General features: G+C 71.1%; 16 protein-coding genes. 7 read left to right on the plus strand and 9 right to left on the minus strand.

Annotated features, from left to right (window positions below; genetic code table 11):
• The 3 genes from VHW64_RS04270 to VHW64_RS04280 form a co-directional block, all read right to left on the minus strand.
• Positions 1 to 637 (minus strand): hypothetical protein (locus VHW64_RS04270; protein WP_329649268.1); only part of this gene is annotated, 637 nt, incomplete at its 3' end.
• Complete coding sequence (locus tag VHW64_RS04275; protein ID WP_329649269.1) at positions 630 to 1,187, minus strand: phosphotransferase-like protein; 558 nt, start codon at positions 1,185 to 1,187, stop codon at positions 630 to 632. The genes VHW64_RS04275 and VHW64_RS04270, both read right to left, overlap by 8 nt.
• A gap of 33 nt (positions 1,188 to 1,220) precedes the next feature.
• Complete coding sequence (locus VHW64_RS04280) at positions 1,221 to 2,093, minus strand: LLM class F420-dependent oxidoreductase (RefSeq protein WP_329649270.1); 873 nt, start codon at positions 2,091 to 2,093, stop codon at positions 1,221 to 1,223.
• Between the two features lie 252 nt (positions 2,094 to 2,345).
• Between VHW64_RS04280 and VHW64_RS04285 the strand changes: the two genes are divergently transcribed.
• The 5 genes from VHW64_RS04285 to VHW64_RS04305 all read left to right on the plus strand — a co-directional run bounded on the left by VHW64_RS04285 (position 2,346) and on the right by VHW64_RS04305 (position 8,641).
• Positions 2,346 to 4,373 (plus strand): NAD(+) synthase, encoded by a 2,028-nt coding sequence (locus tag VHW64_RS04285; RefSeq protein WP_329649271.1) that lies wholly within the window; start codon positions 2,346 to 2,348, stop codon positions 4,371 to 4,373.
• A 102-nt stretch (positions 4,374 to 4,475) separates the two neighbouring features.
• The gene (locus VHW64_RS04290; protein ID WP_329649272.1) at positions 4,476 to 5,084 is read left to right on the plus strand and encodes a hypothetical protein; all 609 of its coding nucleotides are present in this window, start codon (positions 4,476 to 4,478) and stop codon (positions 5,082 to 5,084) included.
• Positions 5,085 to 5,265: 181 nt separating this feature from the next.
• Entirely contained in the window at positions 5,266 to 5,886 is a 621-nt protein-coding gene (locus tag VHW64_RS04295; RefSeq protein ID WP_329649273.1) for a hypothetical protein, read from the plus strand.
• Positions 5,887 to 6,078: 192 nt separating this feature from the next.
• Positions 6,079 to 7,182: a hypothetical protein gene (locus VHW64_RS04300; RefSeq protein ID WP_329649274.1), complete on the plus strand. Its 1,104-nt coding sequence runs from the start codon at positions 6,079 to 6,081 to the stop codon at positions 7,180 to 7,182.
• A 118-nt stretch (positions 7,183 to 7,300) separates the two neighbouring features.
• Positions 7,301 to 8,641 (plus strand): glutamine synthetase family protein, encoded by a 1,341-nt coding sequence (locus VHW64_RS04305; protein WP_329649275.1) that lies wholly within the window; start codon positions 7,301 to 7,303, stop codon positions 8,639 to 8,641.
• A gap of 11 nt (positions 8,642 to 8,652) precedes the next feature.
• Here VHW64_RS04305 and VHW64_RS04310 read toward each other — a convergent pair whose 3' ends face one another.
• Entirely contained in the window at positions 8,653 to 8,985 is a 333-nt protein-coding gene (locus VHW64_RS04310) for a YciI family protein (protein WP_329649276.1), read from the minus strand.
• The gene (locus VHW64_RS04315) at positions 8,985 to 9,368 is read right to left on the minus strand and encodes a VOC family protein (RefSeq protein ID WP_329649277.1); all 384 of its coding nucleotides are present in this window, start codon (positions 9,366 to 9,368) and stop codon (positions 8,985 to 8,987) included. Before VHW64_RS04315 ends, VHW64_RS04310 begins: the two co-directional genes overlap by 1 nt.
• A gap of 28 nt (positions 9,369 to 9,396) precedes the next feature.
• Between VHW64_RS04315 and VHW64_RS04320 the strand changes: the two genes are divergently transcribed.
• Both VHW64_RS04320 and VHW64_RS04325 read left to right on the plus strand, forming a co-directional pair.
• Positions 9,397 to 9,933: a winged helix-turn-helix transcriptional regulator gene (locus VHW64_RS04320; protein WP_329649278.1), complete on the plus strand. Its 537-nt coding sequence runs from the start codon at positions 9,397 to 9,399 to the stop codon at positions 9,931 to 9,933.
• Between the two features lie 52 nt (positions 9,934 to 9,985).
• Positions 9,986 to 10,687 carry a type 1 glutamine amidotransferase gene (locus tag VHW64_RS04325; protein WP_329649279.1) on the plus strand — a complete coding sequence of 234 codons (702 nt, stop codon included), beginning with the start codon at positions 9,986 to 9,988 and terminating at the stop codon, positions 10,685 to 10,687.
• A 66-nt stretch (positions 10,688 to 10,753) separates the two neighbouring features.
• On the opposite strand, the gene VHW64_RS04330 is transcribed toward VHW64_RS04325, so the two are convergent.
• The 4 genes from VHW64_RS04330 to VHW64_RS04345 are packed head-to-tail and all read right to left on the minus strand — an operon-like array spanning position 10,754 to position 14,953.
• The gene (locus VHW64_RS04330; RefSeq protein ID WP_329649280.1) at positions 10,754 to 11,785 is read right to left on the minus strand and encodes an N-acetylglucosamine kinase; all 1,032 of its coding nucleotides are present in this window, start codon (positions 11,783 to 11,785) and stop codon (positions 10,754 to 10,756) included.
• Position 11,786: 1 nt separating this feature from the next.
• The gene (locus tag VHW64_RS04335) at positions 11,787 to 13,046 is read right to left on the minus strand and encodes a 6-phospho-beta-glucosidase (RefSeq protein WP_329649281.1); all 1,260 of its coding nucleotides are present in this window, start codon (positions 13,044 to 13,046) and stop codon (positions 11,787 to 11,789) included.
• A 10-nt stretch (positions 13,047 to 13,056) separates the two neighbouring features.
• Positions 13,057 to 13,977 carry a carbohydrate ABC transporter permease gene (locus tag VHW64_RS04340; RefSeq protein ID WP_329649282.1) on the minus strand — a complete coding sequence of 307 codons (921 nt, stop codon included), beginning with the start codon at positions 13,975 to 13,977 and terminating at the stop codon, positions 13,057 to 13,059.
• 1 nt (position 13,978) lies between these two features.
• Positions 13,979 to 14,953 carry a sugar ABC transporter permease gene (locus tag VHW64_RS04345; protein WP_329649283.1) on the minus strand — a complete coding sequence of 325 codons (975 nt, stop codon included), beginning with the start codon at positions 14,951 to 14,953 and terminating at the stop codon, positions 13,979 to 13,981.
• Positions 14,954 to 14,960: the final 7 nt, after the last annotated feature.

Below are 14,960 nucleotides of genomic sequence, written 5' to 3' on the forward strand. Positions count from 1 at the left end.
GGTTCCCGCTGTCCGGCTCGCCGTGGGTGGCGACCCAGGCACGGCTGCGGGCGGCGTCGGCGAGCTGGTGATAGCGCCGGGTCCATCGCTCGAGGTCGGCGAGGTGGGCCCGTACGGCGTCGCGGGCCGGGGCGGCGAACGGCCCCGGTCCCCAGTCCTGGCGCGCCAGGGCCGCGACGGCCTCGGCGAAGTCCGGACCGACGCGCGGGAGCCAGGGCGGGAGTCCGGGCGGCGGCTCGGCTGCGTGGAGCCGGCCCAGCACGGCGGTCGTCCAGACGACGTCCAGCGGGCCGTCCGGGCTGCCCTGGCGCCACGGCGTGCAGCTGAGCGCGCCGCGGGCGAAGGGCACGGTGAAGCCTCCCGCACGGCTCTCGCGTCCGGCGAGCACGAACTCCAGACCGGCCTCGAAGAGGGCCGCGGCTCCGGCGTACGCCGCCTCCAGACGCCCGGCCGTGCGCTTGGGCTCGAGGCGGTCCAGGGTGACGAACAGCCGCGGCCGGCCGCCCGCGTACGCCGTCCAGTGGTGCGCTCCGAACCCGACCGGCCGGTAGGCGACCCGGTCCGCCGCGTCGTCCCAGGCACGGCGTACCTCGGCGAGCACCGCCTGGTCAGGTAGCTCCGGCGGCGGCTCACGCACGGGCGCGCACGTCTCGGAGCCGGTCGAAGGCACGCTGCGGGGGAGGGTTGCGGATCAGGTCGAGCAGGGCCGCGGTGGGCTCGTCCGGTCCGTACGTCGTGTCGACGATGAGGTCGCAGTCGCCGTGCAGGAAGACCAGCCGCTGCTGGTGTGCCGCGGTCCCCGAGTCGCGGTCGCCGCGCAGCCGCTCGCGCCGGCGCAGCTCCTTGGGCGAGCAGGTCACGTGGACGAGCAGCACGTCGAGGCCGACGGTCAGCCTCAGCAGGTCGTCCAGACGCCACGGCTCGTTGAGGACGTGGTCGGCGAGCACGTCCATGCCCGAACCCGCCGCACCGACCAGCGCACGGTGGTACGCCGCGCGGGTGCGGTGGAACACGTCGTGCCACTGGCGATCGGTCAGGTCGGCGTCGGGGCGCGTGCGGATCTGGTGGAACAGGTCGACCGGCATCAGCAGCCACGGCGTGGGGAGCCGACGGGCGACGGCTTGGGACAGTGTTGTCTTGCCCGCGCTGGACGGTCCGTTGAGCAGCACGATCCGACCCGACGCCATGGGCCCGACGCTAGTGTCTGCGCGGGCCGTTGGTCAGCCTATCTGCGCCAACCGGGGGATCACCTGGTCCGCCATCCGCTCGGTCCAGCCGACCGGGTCGGCAGGGTCCGGCGCGGTCCAGACCTGCTCGATGCCCAGCGTGGCGAGGCCCGTCATCGAGCTCAGCCAGGCGTCGAGGTCGGTCAGCGGGTTGATCCGCGAGGCGACGATCGTCTTGGCGATCTGGTCGTAGTCGCGACCGACGTCGTCGCAGTGCGAGCGCAGGACGTCCAGCTTGTGCTGGACGTCCTGCGGCTCGGTGGCGAAGAGGTTGCACGCGTCGGCGTACTGCGCGACGAGTCGCAGCGTCTTGCGCTCGCCGCTGCCACCGACCATGACCCGGGGGCCTCCGGGCTGCACCGGCTGCGGCACCAGGGTGAGGTCGGCGAGCTGGTAGTGCCGGCCGTCGTACGATCCGCCGCCGTGCCATCCTTGGCGGACGATCTGGAGCGTCTCCTCCAGCCGCTCGAACCGCTCGCTGGTCGCGGGGAACGGGACGCCGAACCCCAGGTGCTCGCGCTCGTACCACGCGGCACCGATGCCGAACATCGCACGGCCACCCGACAGCACGTCGAGCGTGGTCACGATCTTGGCGAGCAGTCCCGGGTGTCGGTAAGTGACGCCGGTGACGAGCAGGCCCAGCTCGATCTGGCTGGTCTGGCCGGCCAGGAAGCCGAGGCTGGTGTATCCCTCCAGCATCGGCTCCGGCGGACCGCCGAGGATCTCCATCTGGAAGTAGTGGTCCATCATCGTCAAGGTGGTGACCCCGCCGTCGTCGGCGGTGCGGGCGACCTTGGCGAGCGTCGGCGCCAGCGCGGCCGCGCCGCCGGGCCAGGTGAGGTTCGAGCAGTGCACTCCGAGCTTCATGTCTCCCAACGTACGCGTCTACCGGAGACCACCTCCACGTCGAGAGGCCGGGAACGCCGGTCCCGGGCACTGCGGTCCCCAGGGGAAGCGCTGGTCAGTCCCGCCCGCTGCGCGCCGCGATGCGCGCACGCCGGCTCCGTTGCAGCCGCTCGACGTGCGCCCGGCATGCCGTCGCGACCGCGCCTTGCCATCGCACACGCCTCGCGACGCTCGCGACGGCGCCATTGATCAGCACGTCCCTAGACTGGAGGCGTGGAGTTCTACTCGGCCTACGCGCAGGGTTTCGCGCGGGTGGCGGCCTGCACGATGCCGGTGGCCCTGGCCGACCCGGCGGCGAACGCACGCACCGTCGTGGCGCTCGCCCGCGAGTGCCACGACGACGGGGTCGCTGTCGCGGTCTTCCCCGAGCTCTGTCTGTGTGGGTACTCCGTCGAGGACCTGCTCCTCCAGGACACCCTGCTCGACGCGGTGCAGGCGGCGATCGAGACGATCGTCGAGGCGTCCGCCGAGCTGCTGCCGGTCATCGTCGTCGGTGCCCCGCTCGCGCACGGGACGCGCCTGCTGAACTGCGCGGTCGTGATCAAGGGCGGCCGCGTCCTCGGGGTCGCCCCGAAGTCGTACCTTCCCAACTACCGGGAGTTCTACGAGCGGCGCCACTTCGCGCCCGGCGACGACCTGCGGGGTACGACGATCCGGGTCGCCGGCGCCGAGGTGCCACTCGGACCCGACCTCGTGTTCTCGGCCACCGACCTGCCGGGTCTGCGGCTGCACGCGGAGATCTGCGAGGACATGTGGGTGCCGGTGCCGCCCAGCGCCGATGCCGCCCTGGCCGGGGCGACCGTCCTCGCGAACCTCTCCGGCAGCCCGATCACCATCGCTCGTGCCGAGGACCGGCGGCTGCTGGTCCGCAGTGCCAGCTTCCGTGCGAATGCCGCCTACGTCTTCGCGGCCGCCGGCCAGGGGGAGTCGACCACGGACCTGGCCTGGGACGGGCAGACGCTGGTCTACGAGTGCGGCGACCTGCTCGGTGAGGGGGAGCGCTTCCCGGCAGGTCCCTACCGGACCGTCGTGGACGTCGACCTCGACCGGATCCGCCAGGAGCGGCTGCGCCAAGGCACCTTCGACGACAACCGCCGCACTCGCCAGCCGACGTCGAGGGAAGTCCCCTTCGAGCTGGCGGCGCCGGCCGGGGACATCGGGCTACGGCGCAAGGTCGATCGGTTCCCGTTCGTCCCCGACGACCCCGAGCGACTCGCAAGGGACTGCTACGAGGGCTACCACATCCAGGTCGCGGGCCTCATGCAGCGGCTCGAGGCGATCGGCACGCCCAAGGCCGTGATCGGGGTCAGTGGCGGGCTCGACTCGACCCACGCCCTGATCGTGGCGACACGCGCGATGGACGCCCTCGGACGGCCGCGCAGCGACGTCCTCGCCTACACGATGCCCGGCTTCGCGACGGGCGAGACCTCTCGCTCGCTGGCCACCCGGCTGTCCCAGGCGATGGGGGTCACCTTCGAGGAGATCGACATCAAGCCCGCGGCCGAGCAGATGCTGAAGGACCTCGACCACCCGGCCGCGGCCGGTGCGCCGGCCTACGACGTGACCTACGAGAACGTCCAGGCTGGGCTGCGCTACGACTACCTCTTCCGGCTGGCCAACCAGCGCGGCGGCATCGTCGTCGGCACCGGCGACCTGAGCGAGCTGGCGCTGGGCTGGTGCACCTACGGCGTCGGCGACCAGATGTCCCACTACAACGTCAACGCCGGCGTCCCGAAGACCCTGGTGCAGCACCTGATCCGGTGGACCATCGACAGCGGGCAGTTCGAGCAGGGCACCGACGAGGTGCTGGCCGAGATCCTCGAGCAGGAGATCACCCCCGAGCTGATCCCGGCCGTGGCGGGGCAGAAGACGCAGGCGACCGAGGACGTCGTGGGGCCTTACGCCCTGGCGGACTTCACGCTGTACCACGTGCTGCGACGCGGCTACCGCCCGACCAAGATCGCCTTCCTGGCCTGGCATGCCTGGCACGACGCGGCGTCGGGCCAGTGGCCGCCCGGCTTCCCCGAGGACCGGCGGCCGGCGTACACCCTGGCGGAGATCCGGCACTGGCTGGACGTCTTCTGCCGGCGGTTCTTCGCCAGCCAGTTCAAGCGGAGCGCGCTGCCGAACGGCCCCAAGGTCAGCGCCGGCGGCACGATGAGCCCGCGCGGTGACTGGCGGATGCCGAGCGACGCGGCGGCCACTGCCTGGCTCGCCGACCTGGAGAACATCCCCGGCTGACCGGACCGGTCGCTGGCAGCGTCATCACGCCGACAGACGCGCCCGCGATCTTCCGATGAAGTGAGGCATCGAGCACCTCATCCCCGAACGGAGACGACCCCGATGACCATCAGCCCTCGAGTCCGGAACAGCGCCGCAGCCCTCGTCACCCTCCTCGGCGGGCTTCTCGCCCTGCTCGCCGTCGGCCCCACGCCCACCGCGTCGGCGTACTTCGACGGCTCGATCGGCAGCCCCGGGCCCTACGTGGTCACGCCGCAGGCAGGCCACTCCTCCCCGCCCATGATCGAGGCCCTGCCCGACGTCAAGGGCGCTCCCTTCTTCACCACCACGGGGGTCACCGTTGGCCCGACGGCGGCGAGCAGGAACTCGCAGACCGTCACGGCGCGCTATCGGCTCGAGTCCTGGTCGGACGCGGACCCGACGTGGGTCCCGATGCAGGAGTACGACGTCTCGAAGAACGTGGGCCCGTACAACCCGGATCACGACGCTGCCAGCTTCGTGATGGGGCAGCACATCTTCTGGTACCCGACCCTTTCGGCCGGTAGCACGCTCTACCGCGTGATGTACACGATCTCCTGGGAGGACAGCGTCACCGGGGCCCAGCTCGGCTACTGGGACGTCTACCCCGACGCGGTGAACAACGCGTGCGCCCTGCCGAAGACTCCTTGCAAGGTGTGGACCGAGGGTATCGAGATAGCACCGGCCACCTGACCGGCGCGAGTCGCGGCTCAGGTGCAGGTCGGGCTTGGGGTGCGGCCCGTACTGCCAAGGAACCCGAGGGCTCGTGACCCAGCTTGTGTCTCATCGCTGACAACACTCCCGGTGGGCCGGCCGTCACTATCCAGCAGCGGCCCATTGGGGTGCCGCGGCCTAGAGGAAGAGAGAAGACGACATGCTCAGTCTGCGACGTTTCTGGGGGGTCGCCGCGGTTGCCGCAGCACTCGCCGCAACCACGCTCGCCACGACCACCCAGAGTGGCGCCGATGCAGCCGGCACCACCAAGGCCGGAGGCTCACACCAGACCACGCTGCACATCCACGTCGGCGGATGTCCGACATGCAAGGTCCAGCTTCAGCAGGCGCTCACCGGCAGGCGACACGTGTGGCAGTCGAAGAAGAAGAAGCTCAACAGTCATGGTGTCGTGACTTTCGAGGTCGCCCCCGGTCGCACTGCCGGCATGTCGTTCGTGGTGGAGGCACCCTGGGCGAAGGGGACCGACGCCGTGCCGAACGCCGTCACGGCGTACGGCGAGCACGCCATCGGCGCGGTGGTCAGCGGCCGGGCCGTTCGTTCATTCCACCGGGCAACCGGCTGCTGGGCGGGCCCGAACCAGGCCGGCACCAAGACGCTGCACTTCGAGGTCGAGCGCGTCAAGACCACCTCGCCGACCGGGAGGAAGATCGTGACGCCCCTGGTCTTCTCCACCCACACGCTGCCCTACCTGAGGCCCTTCACCAGGACGTTCCACGGCAGCATCGGCAACCAGGACGCCTACTACTGCACGGTTCGCTGACCTTCTCTGCTCCGTGCGACGCCCTCTGGTCCGGTGACCGGAGGGCGTCGCCGACTGCCGGCGCACGTTCGTTGCGGCCGGCGCGTGACCGGATCGTGACCCGAACTCGCAACCAACGCTGCGATCGCCGAGTCGTAGGGGCACGGGGCAGCACCGACGGGGGAGCCGCCCGCAACCCTCGGGAGGGATCACATGACTCGATCCAGACGAACACAGGGGGCGGCCGCCGTCCTCGCCACGATCACGGCCGTCGCGCTGGCGACGACCGCGCAGGGCGACGCCCACGCCGCGACGAAGTCCGACACCTCTGCGGCGCCGGCTCGGACGACGGTGAACCTGCGGCTCACCGGCTGTGACCGATGCACCGTCCAGCTCCAGCACGCCGTGAACCACGAGCTCACCGTGTGGACGTCGAAGGAGCGCAAGGTCGGACCCGACCACAAGGTCGTCTTCGTCGTCGCGACCCGGCTCACGCACGGCCTCTCCTTCGTCGTCCGTGCCCCCTGGGAGGGTGACACCGGTGCGGTGTCGAACATGGTGACGCGCTATCCCGCACAGGCTGTCGACTCGCATGTCAGCCGGACGGTGGCGCGGCATGCGCGCCGGGCAGAAGGCTGCTGGGCGGGCACCGACGTGGACGAGGTGTTCCTCGGCTTCCACGTGGCGCGGGTCGCCGGCCGGACCCTCGACGGTCACAAGACCAAGATCCCCCTGGCCTACGCGACGCACACGATGTCGAGCTGGAAGCCGGCGGTGAAGACGTTCAAGGGGACCACCGGCAACCAGGACGCGTTCTACTGCTCGCGTCCGAAGACGACGAAGCTCACCTTGACCGCCGCGAACTGCGACGGCTGTCAGATCCAGGTGATGAACGGCGCGCTGCGCCCGGAGAACACCTGGGAGGCCAAGGAGCAGACGATGACCCACGGCCAGGTCACCGTGCGGGTCCCGCGGGACGAGACCCGCGGCATCAGCGCCACCGTGTACGCGCCGTGGGAGGGCAACACCGGCTACACGACCGTCGTGGCGTGGCGCTACGGCGGGCAGAAGGTCGGCAGCAACGTCGACGTCGCCACCGCTCGCGCGTCGCGACACGGATCGGCCTGCTGGGGCGGCACCACCGCGAAGTCGCTGACGGTCCCGCTCACGATCCGCAAGGTGAGGGTGCAGGGCAACACCGGCCCGACCCACGGCTCGGTCGCCTTCGCGAGCGTCACCCAGCCCTGGCTGCGGCCGATGATGCGTGCGTACGACGGCATCCTCGGCAGCCAGGAGGTCATCGCCTGCGACCGCTGACGATCGCATCGGTCCCCATTCGGGTCGTGTGCCTGAGACCGCGCCCGGGCGCGGTCTCCGGCGCACGGCCCGACGGTGCGCAACATCGCCGTAACACGGCTGAGACAGACTGCGCGGCATGGGCAAGCAGGAGGACTTCGTGCTGCGCGCGCTCGAGGAGCGTGACGTCCGGTTCGTCAGGCTGTGGTTCACCGACGTGTTGGGATTCTTGAAGTCGGTGGCGGTGGCGCCGGCCGAGCTGGAGGGCGCCTTCGACGAGGGGATCGGCTTCGACGGCTCCGCCATCGAGGGGTTCGCCCGGGTCTACGAGGCCGACATGCTGGCCAAGCCCGACCCGGCGACGTTCCAGATCCTGCCGTGGCGCAGCGGAGACGGGCCGAGCACGGCCCGGATGTTCTGCGACATCGTGATGCCCGACGGCTCACCCTCGTACGCCGACCCGCGGCACGTGCTCAAGCGCACGCTGAGCACCGCGGCCGAGCAGGGGTTCACCTTCTACACCCACCCCGAGATCGAGTTCTACCTCTTCAAGGACGACCCGGTCCCGGGCCGCGACCCGGTGCCGGTCGACCGGTCGGGGTACTTCGACCACACGGCGCAGTCGCAGGGTGCGGACTTCCGGCGCGAGGCGATCACGATGCTGGAGGCGATGGGGATCTCGGTGGAGTTCAGCCATCACGAGGGCGGCCCCGGACAGCAGGAGATCGACCTGAGGTACGCCGACGCGCTGTCGACGGCGGACAACATCATGACCTTCCGCACGGTCATCAGGGAGGTCGCCCTCGGCCAGGGGGTCTGGGCGACGTTCATGCCGAAGCCCTTCACCAGCCACCCGGGCTCCGCGATGCACACCCACGTCTCGCTGTTCGAGGGAGACCGCAACACGTTCTTCGAGGCGGGCGCGGAGTACCACCTGTCGCGGACCGGGCGGCAGTTCATCGCGGGCATCCTGAGGCACGCCAACGAGATCGCCGTGGTCACCAACCAGTGGGTCAACAGCTACAAGCGCCTGCTCGGCGGCGGTGAGGCCCCGTCGTACATCTGCTGGGGTCACAACAACCGCTCCGCGATGGTCCGGGTGCCGATGTACAAGCCGCAGAAGGGCGTCTCGACGCGGGTCGAGCTGCGCACGATCGACTCCGCGTGCAACCCCTACCTTGCGTACGCCGTCGTGCTCGCCGCGGGGATGAAGGGGATCGCGGAGGACTACCCGCTGCCGCGCGAGGCCGAGGACGACGTGTGGTCGCTGACCGAGCGTGAGCGCAAGAGCCTGGGGATCGAGCCGCTTCCGAGCAGCCTCTCCGAGGCCATCGGGGTGGCCGAGGACTCCGAGCTGCTCGCCGAGACGCTGGGGGAGCACGTCTTCGACTTCTTCCTGCGCAACAAGCGCACCGAGTGGCAGGAGTACCGCACGGAGGTCTCGGCCTTCGAGCGCGACCGGATGCTGCCCGTCCTCTGAGGGCGGACGGCTCAGTCGCCCACGACCTCCGGGTGGAACGTGACCGCGCCGCGGCGCGCCCACCACGTCATCATCTCGACGCTCAGCCGGCCGGCTCGGACCGCCGGGTCGCTCTCGGCGAGGGTCCGGGCCTCGTCCAGCTCGCAGGCGTAGACACACAGGCCGCGCAGGGTCTCGTCCGTGCGGTTGCTGAACGGTCCGGCGAGCAGCAGCTTGCCGGCCGCGCGCATCCGGTCGAGGTGGGCCAGGTGGGCCACCTGGAGACGGTCCGCCTCGTCGGCGTCGTACTCCTCCGAGCGCGGCCCGCTGCGGAGCAGGACGAACGAGTAGGACTCCAGCTCCATCAGCCGCGTACCGACCTGTCGTCGTCCAGCCTCTGGGCGAGCATCCACGCCGTCCCGTCGGGGTCGTAGAGCGTCGACAGCCGCACCATTCCGGGGAGCTCGTGCCAGTCCTCGACCCTCACGTCGTGCTCGCGCAGGTGGGCGATGGCCGCGTCGATGTCGTGAACACCGAACGTCGGCACGATGGTGCCGGGCGTGACCTCCTCGCTCTGCCCGATGCCGACGGTGAACCCGAACGGCGTGCGGAGCTCGCACCAGCCGTAGTCGGCAAGCTCGTAGGCGAGCTCGAAGCCCAGGACCTCGCGATACCACCTCACCGAGCGGTCGTAGTCCGAGACGTTCACCGAGACCACACAGCTCGTCGCGTCGAAGTCGATCGGCATGAAGTGTTTTTATACTAGGTTGTGTTTCATGTCAACGCCGCCAGGAGGAGAGCTGGTGGACCTCTTCCACCATCGATGGGCGGCGCCCGCGCTCGCCCTGCTGGCCGAGCGCGGTGGGGCCAGGTTCGTCGAGCTCCAGCGCAAGCTCGGAGTGGGTCGCGAGTCGTTGCACCGGGCTCTCGACGCCCTGGTGTCACTGGGATATGTCCGCCGCAACGAGGGCTACGGACACCCCCTGCGTCCCGAGTACGTCATCACCGGGGCGGGCCGCTCCGCCGCGCAGCTCGCGACCCGGGTCTCCGGCTCCCGCGCCCGTGAGACGCTCCTGCGCAAGTGGTCGGTGCCGGTCCTGGTCTCGCTGGACGAGCCCCGACGGTTCTCCGGCCTCAGGTCCGCGCTCCCCGACGTGACGCCGCGCGCGCTCGCCCTGGCCCTGCGTGACCTGGAGTCGGCCGGGCTCGTCCGCCGCGAGGTGTTGCCGACGAGGCCGCCGTCCACGGTCTACCGGACAACTCGCGGCGCTGCCTCGGTCCTCGGCTCGAGGACGGCTCGCGCGCGGCGCTAGCCTCGCCCGTCCCGACGACCCCGCCGGCTCGCCACGGCGCTAGTTTGGGCCCGTGAGACCGAACGTGCTCGTCGTCCAGAACGAAGCCGACGACCCGATCCATCTGCTGGGCACCTGGATGGAGGGGGTGGAGCTGGAGATCTGTCGCGCCTACGGCGCCGACCCCGTGCCCGAGTCGCCCGAGGGGATCGACGGACTGGTAGTCATGGGCGGCGCGATGGGTGCGAACGACGACGAGAAGGCGTCGTGGCTCCCCGCGACCCGCGAGCTCATCCGGAACGCAGCGAGCGCCGGCGTTCCGACCCTCGGAATCTGCCTGGGTCACCAGCTCTGCGCCGTCGCCCTCGGGGGCGAGGTCATCGTGAACCCCGGCGGCCGCCAGCTCGGGCTGCTCGACGTCGGCTGGACCGCCGAGGCCGCCGACGACGACCTGATGGCCGGCCTGGTCGGGCCGAGGCGGGCGATGCACTGGAACGACGACATCGTGATGCGCCTGCCCGACGGCGCGCGCCAGCTGGCCACCGCCAGCACCGGCGAGGTGCAGGCCGCACGGCACGCTCGCACCGTGTGGGGCATCCAGTGGCACCCCGAGGTGGACGACGCGGTCGTCGCGTCATGGGCGAGCGATGGCGGCCTGCCCGAGAGCGAGAGGCAGCGGGTGCTGGAAGACCTGGTCCGCTCGCGGGCCGCCCTGGACGCCGCGTGGATCCCTCTCGCGCGGCGCTTCGCCGCGCTGGCGGGCGCGACGGCCTAGCACCGCTGCACGACGTCAGCGGACCGGAGCCGGCGTCCGGCCCACGGGCCGTGGTGATCTGTCTGCTCAGCCGGCGGTCGGGGAGGGGCTGCTCGTCATGGTCCGGCGCAGGCGCTCGCGGGCCTCCGACGGTGCGCCGAGCCGGTCCAGGCCGAGCAGGGCCGCGCCGACGACGGGCGGGGTGCGGACGACGCTGGCGGTGGCCAGGGGAGCCCGCTGCGCGAGCAGGAGATGAATCTCGTCCATGAGCTGAGCGTGGCCGGCCGTCAGCACGCCGCCCCCGAGGACCACCGGGATGGGCTCGCCCAGAACGCCCAGCCGGCGCATGGCGGCCACGGCCAGGGCGACGACCTCGTCGGCCTGGCGGCGGACGAGGTTGCCCGCCACCGGGTCGCCGCCTGCGGCGACCTCGAAGAGCACCGGGGTCAGGCCCATGCAGTCGGCCTCGGAGAGGGCACCGAGGTGCACCGCCGAGATCAGGGCCTCCATGCCGTCCAGGCCGACATGACCGGGCAGCGCGTCGCTGAGTGCCGTGGTCGGACCACGGCCGTCGACCGCGCGGGCCGCCCACCACATGGCCTCCTGCCAGAGGTTCCCCCCGCCGCCCCAGTCGCCGGAGATGTGTCCGACCGCCGCGAAGCGCGCCGTTCGGCCGTCCGGGAGCAGCCCGGCGCAGTTGATCCCGGCGCCGCAGACGACGGCCACACCGCGTGGCTCGTCAAGCCCGGCGCGCAGCAGCGCGAAGGTGTCGTTGAAGACCTCGATCGACCCGGCCCAGCCGCGCGCTCCGATCGCCGCCTCGAGCGCCTCGTGCTCGACAGGGAGGTCGGCGTTCGCCAGGCAGGCGGCGACCATCCGGGCGACCACGCCCTTGCCCACCAGCCCGGCCTCGGCGCGCACCCGGTCGACCAGGGGAGCCAGCCCGGCCACGGCTGCGTCCGCGCCGACGCGGTCGGGGCGGAACGACCCGCCTCGCGCGCGAGCCCGCATCGAGCCGTCGACCGCCACCAGCGCGACGTCGGTCTTGCTGTTCCCGGCGTCGATCGCGAGCACGGCGGCTGGTTCGCCGGGCGTCGCCTCCGGCGCGTCGTCGCTCACCTCAGGCCCACCCGAGGTGGTCGCGGTTGTGGGCGACCAGGCGGTCGGCGAGGCCGTGCGCCTGGTCCGCCTGGCCGATCAGAGGATGCGCCAGCAGCGCCTCGAAGACGCGGTCGTAGCCACCGCGGAGCGCGGCGTCGAGCGCCAGGTGCTCGTACGACGTGACCGCCGCGACCAGCCCGGCGAACAGCGGCTCGAGCGGGGCCAGCGGGACTGCTCGTACTCCCGTGCCGTCGACCGCGGCGGGCACCTCGACCACGGCGTCGTCGGGCAGGAAGGGAAGGGTCCCGTCGTTGCGCAGGTTCACGACCTGCGTGTTGGCCTCACCGGAGGTCCCGAGCAGGGCTGCCACGAGCTGGACCGCCGCCTCGGAGTAGTAGGCGCCTCCGCGCTGCATGAGCAGGTCGGGCTTCTCGTCGAGCTCGGGGTCGGCGTACATCTCGAGGAGCTGCCGCTCGATCTCGGCGACCTGCGCGGCCCGCGACTCCGATGCCTGCTGCTCGGCCACCACCTCGTCGTGGGCGTAGAAGTAGCGCAGGTAGTACGACGGGACGACGCCCAGCGTGTGCAGCAGCCCCAGCGGGAGCTCCAGGCTCTCGGCGATCTCCGAGCCGTGCGCGGCGAGCAGCTCGGGGAGTCGGTCGGTGCCGTCGACGACCGCGGCTCGCTCCCAGGTCAGGTGGTTGAGGCCTACGTGGTCGAGCTGCACCAGGTCCGGCGCCACGCCGAGGTGCTGGGCGAAGCGGCGCTGGAACCCGATCGCGACGTTGCAGAGCCCGACGGCGCGGTGCCCCTCCTGGAGGAGTGCTCTGGTGACGATGCCCACGGGGTTGGTGAAGTCGACGATCCACGCGTCCGGTGCCGCCTTGCGTACCCGGTCGGCGATGTCGAGCACGACCGGCACCGTCCGCAGCGCCTTGGCCAGCCCGCCCGCGCCCGTGGTCTCCTGACCCACCGAGTCGCACTCGAGCGGCCAGGTCTCGTCCTGGAGGCGGGCGCCCTGCCCGCCCACCCGCAGCTGGACCAGCACGGCGTCCACGCCGTCCAGCGCCGGCTCGAGCTCCGTCGACGTCACCAGGCTGGCGGGGTGGCCGAGCCGGGACAGGATGCGTCGGCCGAGCCCGCCGACCAGCTCGAGGCGCTCGGCGGCGGGGTCGACCAGCACCAGCTCCTCGACGGGGAGCACGTCGCGCAGCCGGCCGAGGCCGTCCACCAGCTCCGGGGTGTACGTCGACCCGCCCCCGACCACCGCGATCCTCATGGGGTGCGCCTCATCCCTTGACCCCCGTCAGCGTGACGCCCTCGATGAAGGCCTTCTGGGCGAAGAAGAACACGATGATCACCGGCGCCATCACCAGCACCGTGGCGGCCATCGTGAGGTTCCAGTCGGTGTGGTGCGCACTCTTGAGCGAGCCGAGGCCGTAGCTCAAGGTCCAGGCCCCGGGATTCTCGCTGGAGTAGATCTGGGGGCCGAAGTAGTCGTTCCAGCAGTAGAAGAACTGGAAGAGGCCGACCGCGAAGATGGCGGGCCTGACCATGGGGACCACCACCCGCAGCAGGGTGCGCAGGTCGCTGCACCCGTCCATCCGAGCGGCCTCGAGGTACTCGCGCGGCACGGTGAGCATGAACTGGCGCAACAAGAAGATCGAGAACGCGTCGCCGAACGCCATCGGGATGATCAGCGGCCACAGGGTGCCGGTCAGGTGCAGGTCCTGCGCCCAGACGAGGTAGAGCGGGATGATCGCCACCTGCGGGGGCAGCATCATCGTCGCGATCACCACCATCATCGCCACGTTGCGCCCGCGGAACCGGAAGTAGGCCAGGGCGTAGGCGACCGGGACGCTGGACAGCAGGGTGAGCACGGTGCCCGACACGGCGTACACGATGGTGTTGCGCCACCAGATCCCGAAGCCCTGTGTGTGCCAGATGTCGACGAAGTTGTGCCACGCGAAGGGGTTGGGCCACATGTCGCGGGTCAACGTCTGCTGGTCCGACATCAGGGCGGTCAGGATCATGAAGACGAAGGGCAGCACGAACAACAGGGCCAGGGCGATCCCCAGGGCATGCAGCCAGACCCAGTCGAGGAACGGGTGGGGACGGCGGTACGGCGCGGGCTCGTCACCACGCGGTGGCGCCATGGCGTCGGGGGCGTCGGGTCCGATCGCCGAGGGAGGGGCGGGGGTCGTGGTCATCTCAGTCCTCGGCCGTCAGGAAGCCGCTGCCGCGTCTCATCAGGAGTGCCGCGAAGGCCATCGACAGGACGAACAGCACCATCGCGATCACGCACGCTGCGCCGATGTCGAAGCGCTGGAACCCGAGGTTGTAGACCAGCTGCGGGAGGGTCAGCGTCGAGCCTCCGGGATAGCCCGGCTCGACCTGCTGGCCCGACCCGCCGATCTGACCGCTGGAGACCTGACCCGCGATGAGCGGCTCGGTGTAGTACTGCATGGTCGTGATCACGCCGGTGATCACCGCGAAGAGCAGGATCGGCCGGAGGTGCGGCAGCGTCACGTGCCGGAAGCGGCGGACGGCGCCGGCGCCGTCGAGCGAGGCGGCCTCGTAGAGCTCGCGAGGCACGTCGAGCAGGGAGGCCATGAAGATCACCATCAGGTCGCCGACACCCCACAACGCCAGCAGGGTCAGGGCCGGCTTCGCCCATGTGGGGTCGTTGAACCAGCCCGGCTCGCCCAGGCCGAGGCGGCCGAGGATCGCGTTGACCGGGCCGGTCCCGGGGTTGAGCAGGAAGACGAAGGCCAGCGTGCCGGCGACCGGGGGGGCGAGGTACGGCGCGTAGAAGATCGTGCGCAGTACCGAGCTGCCCCGCTTGACGTGGATCACGAGCATCCCGAGCACCAGCCCGGCGATGATCCGCAGGGTCACCAGCACCACCACGAACCACACCGTGTTGCGCAGCGCCGGCCAGAAGAACGGGTACTGCTGGAACACGAACTTCCAGTTGGTGAGCCCGTCCCACGTCGGCGACACGAAGCCGTCGTACTTGGTGAACGACAGCCAGGCCGTGGTCACCAGCGGGTACAGGAAGAACAGGCCGGTGCCCAGCAGCCAGGGGGAGAGGAACGCCAGGGCGCGGAGGTGGTCGCGGCGGCGACGCCTCCGCAGCCCTGGGCTCTTGGCCCGACGGCGGGGCCGGGTGGCGGTGACGGTCACTGCACCA

Source organism: Nocardioides sp. (assembly GCF_036267815.1).
In the GTDB taxonomy this organism is placed as follows: domain Bacteria; phylum Actinomycetota; class Actinomycetes; order Propionibacteriales; family Nocardioidaceae; genus Nocardioides.

Coding starts and splice junctions, on each gene's coding strand:
- VHW64_RS04275 (WP_329649269.1), bottom strand. CDS start 1,187: ATGGCGTCGGGTCGGATCGTGCTGCTCAACGGACCGTCCAGCGCGGGC.
- VHW64_RS04280 (WP_329649270.1), bottom strand. CDS start 2,093: ATGAAGCTCGGAGTGCACTGCTCGAACCTCACCTGGCCCGGCGGCGCG.
- VHW64_RS04290 (WP_329649272.1), top strand. CDS start 4,476: ATGACCATCAGCCCTCGAGTCCGGAACAGCGCCGCAGCCCTCGTCACC.
- VHW64_RS04295 (WP_329649273.1), top strand. CDS start 5,266: ATGCTCAGTCTGCGACGTTTCTGGGGGGTCGCCGCGGTTGCCGCAGCA.
- VHW64_RS04300 (WP_329649274.1), top strand. CDS start 6,079: ATGACTCGATCCAGACGAACACAGGGGGCGGCCGCCGTCCTCGCCACG.
- VHW64_RS04305 (WP_329649275.1), top strand. CDS start 7,301: ATGGGCAAGCAGGAGGACTTCGTGCTGCGCGCGCTCGAGGAGCGTGAC.
- VHW64_RS04310 (WP_329649276.1), bottom strand. CDS start 8,985: ATGGAGCTGGAGTCCTACTCGTTCGTCCTGCTCCGCAGCGGGCCGCGC.
- VHW64_RS04315 (WP_329649277.1), bottom strand. CDS start 9,368: ATGCCGATCGACTTCGACGCGACGAGCTGTGTGGTCTCGGTGAACGTC.
- VHW64_RS04320 (WP_329649278.1), top strand. CDS start 9,397: ATGTCAACGCCGCCAGGAGGAGAGCTGGTGGACCTCTTCCACCATCGA.
- VHW64_RS04335 (WP_329649281.1), bottom strand. CDS start 13,046: ATGAGGATCGCGGTGGTCGGGGGCGGGTCGACGTACACCCCGGAGCTG.
- VHW64_RS04340 (WP_329649282.1), bottom strand. CDS start 13,977: ATGACCACGACCCCCGCCCCTCCCTCGGCGATCGGACCCGACGCCCCC.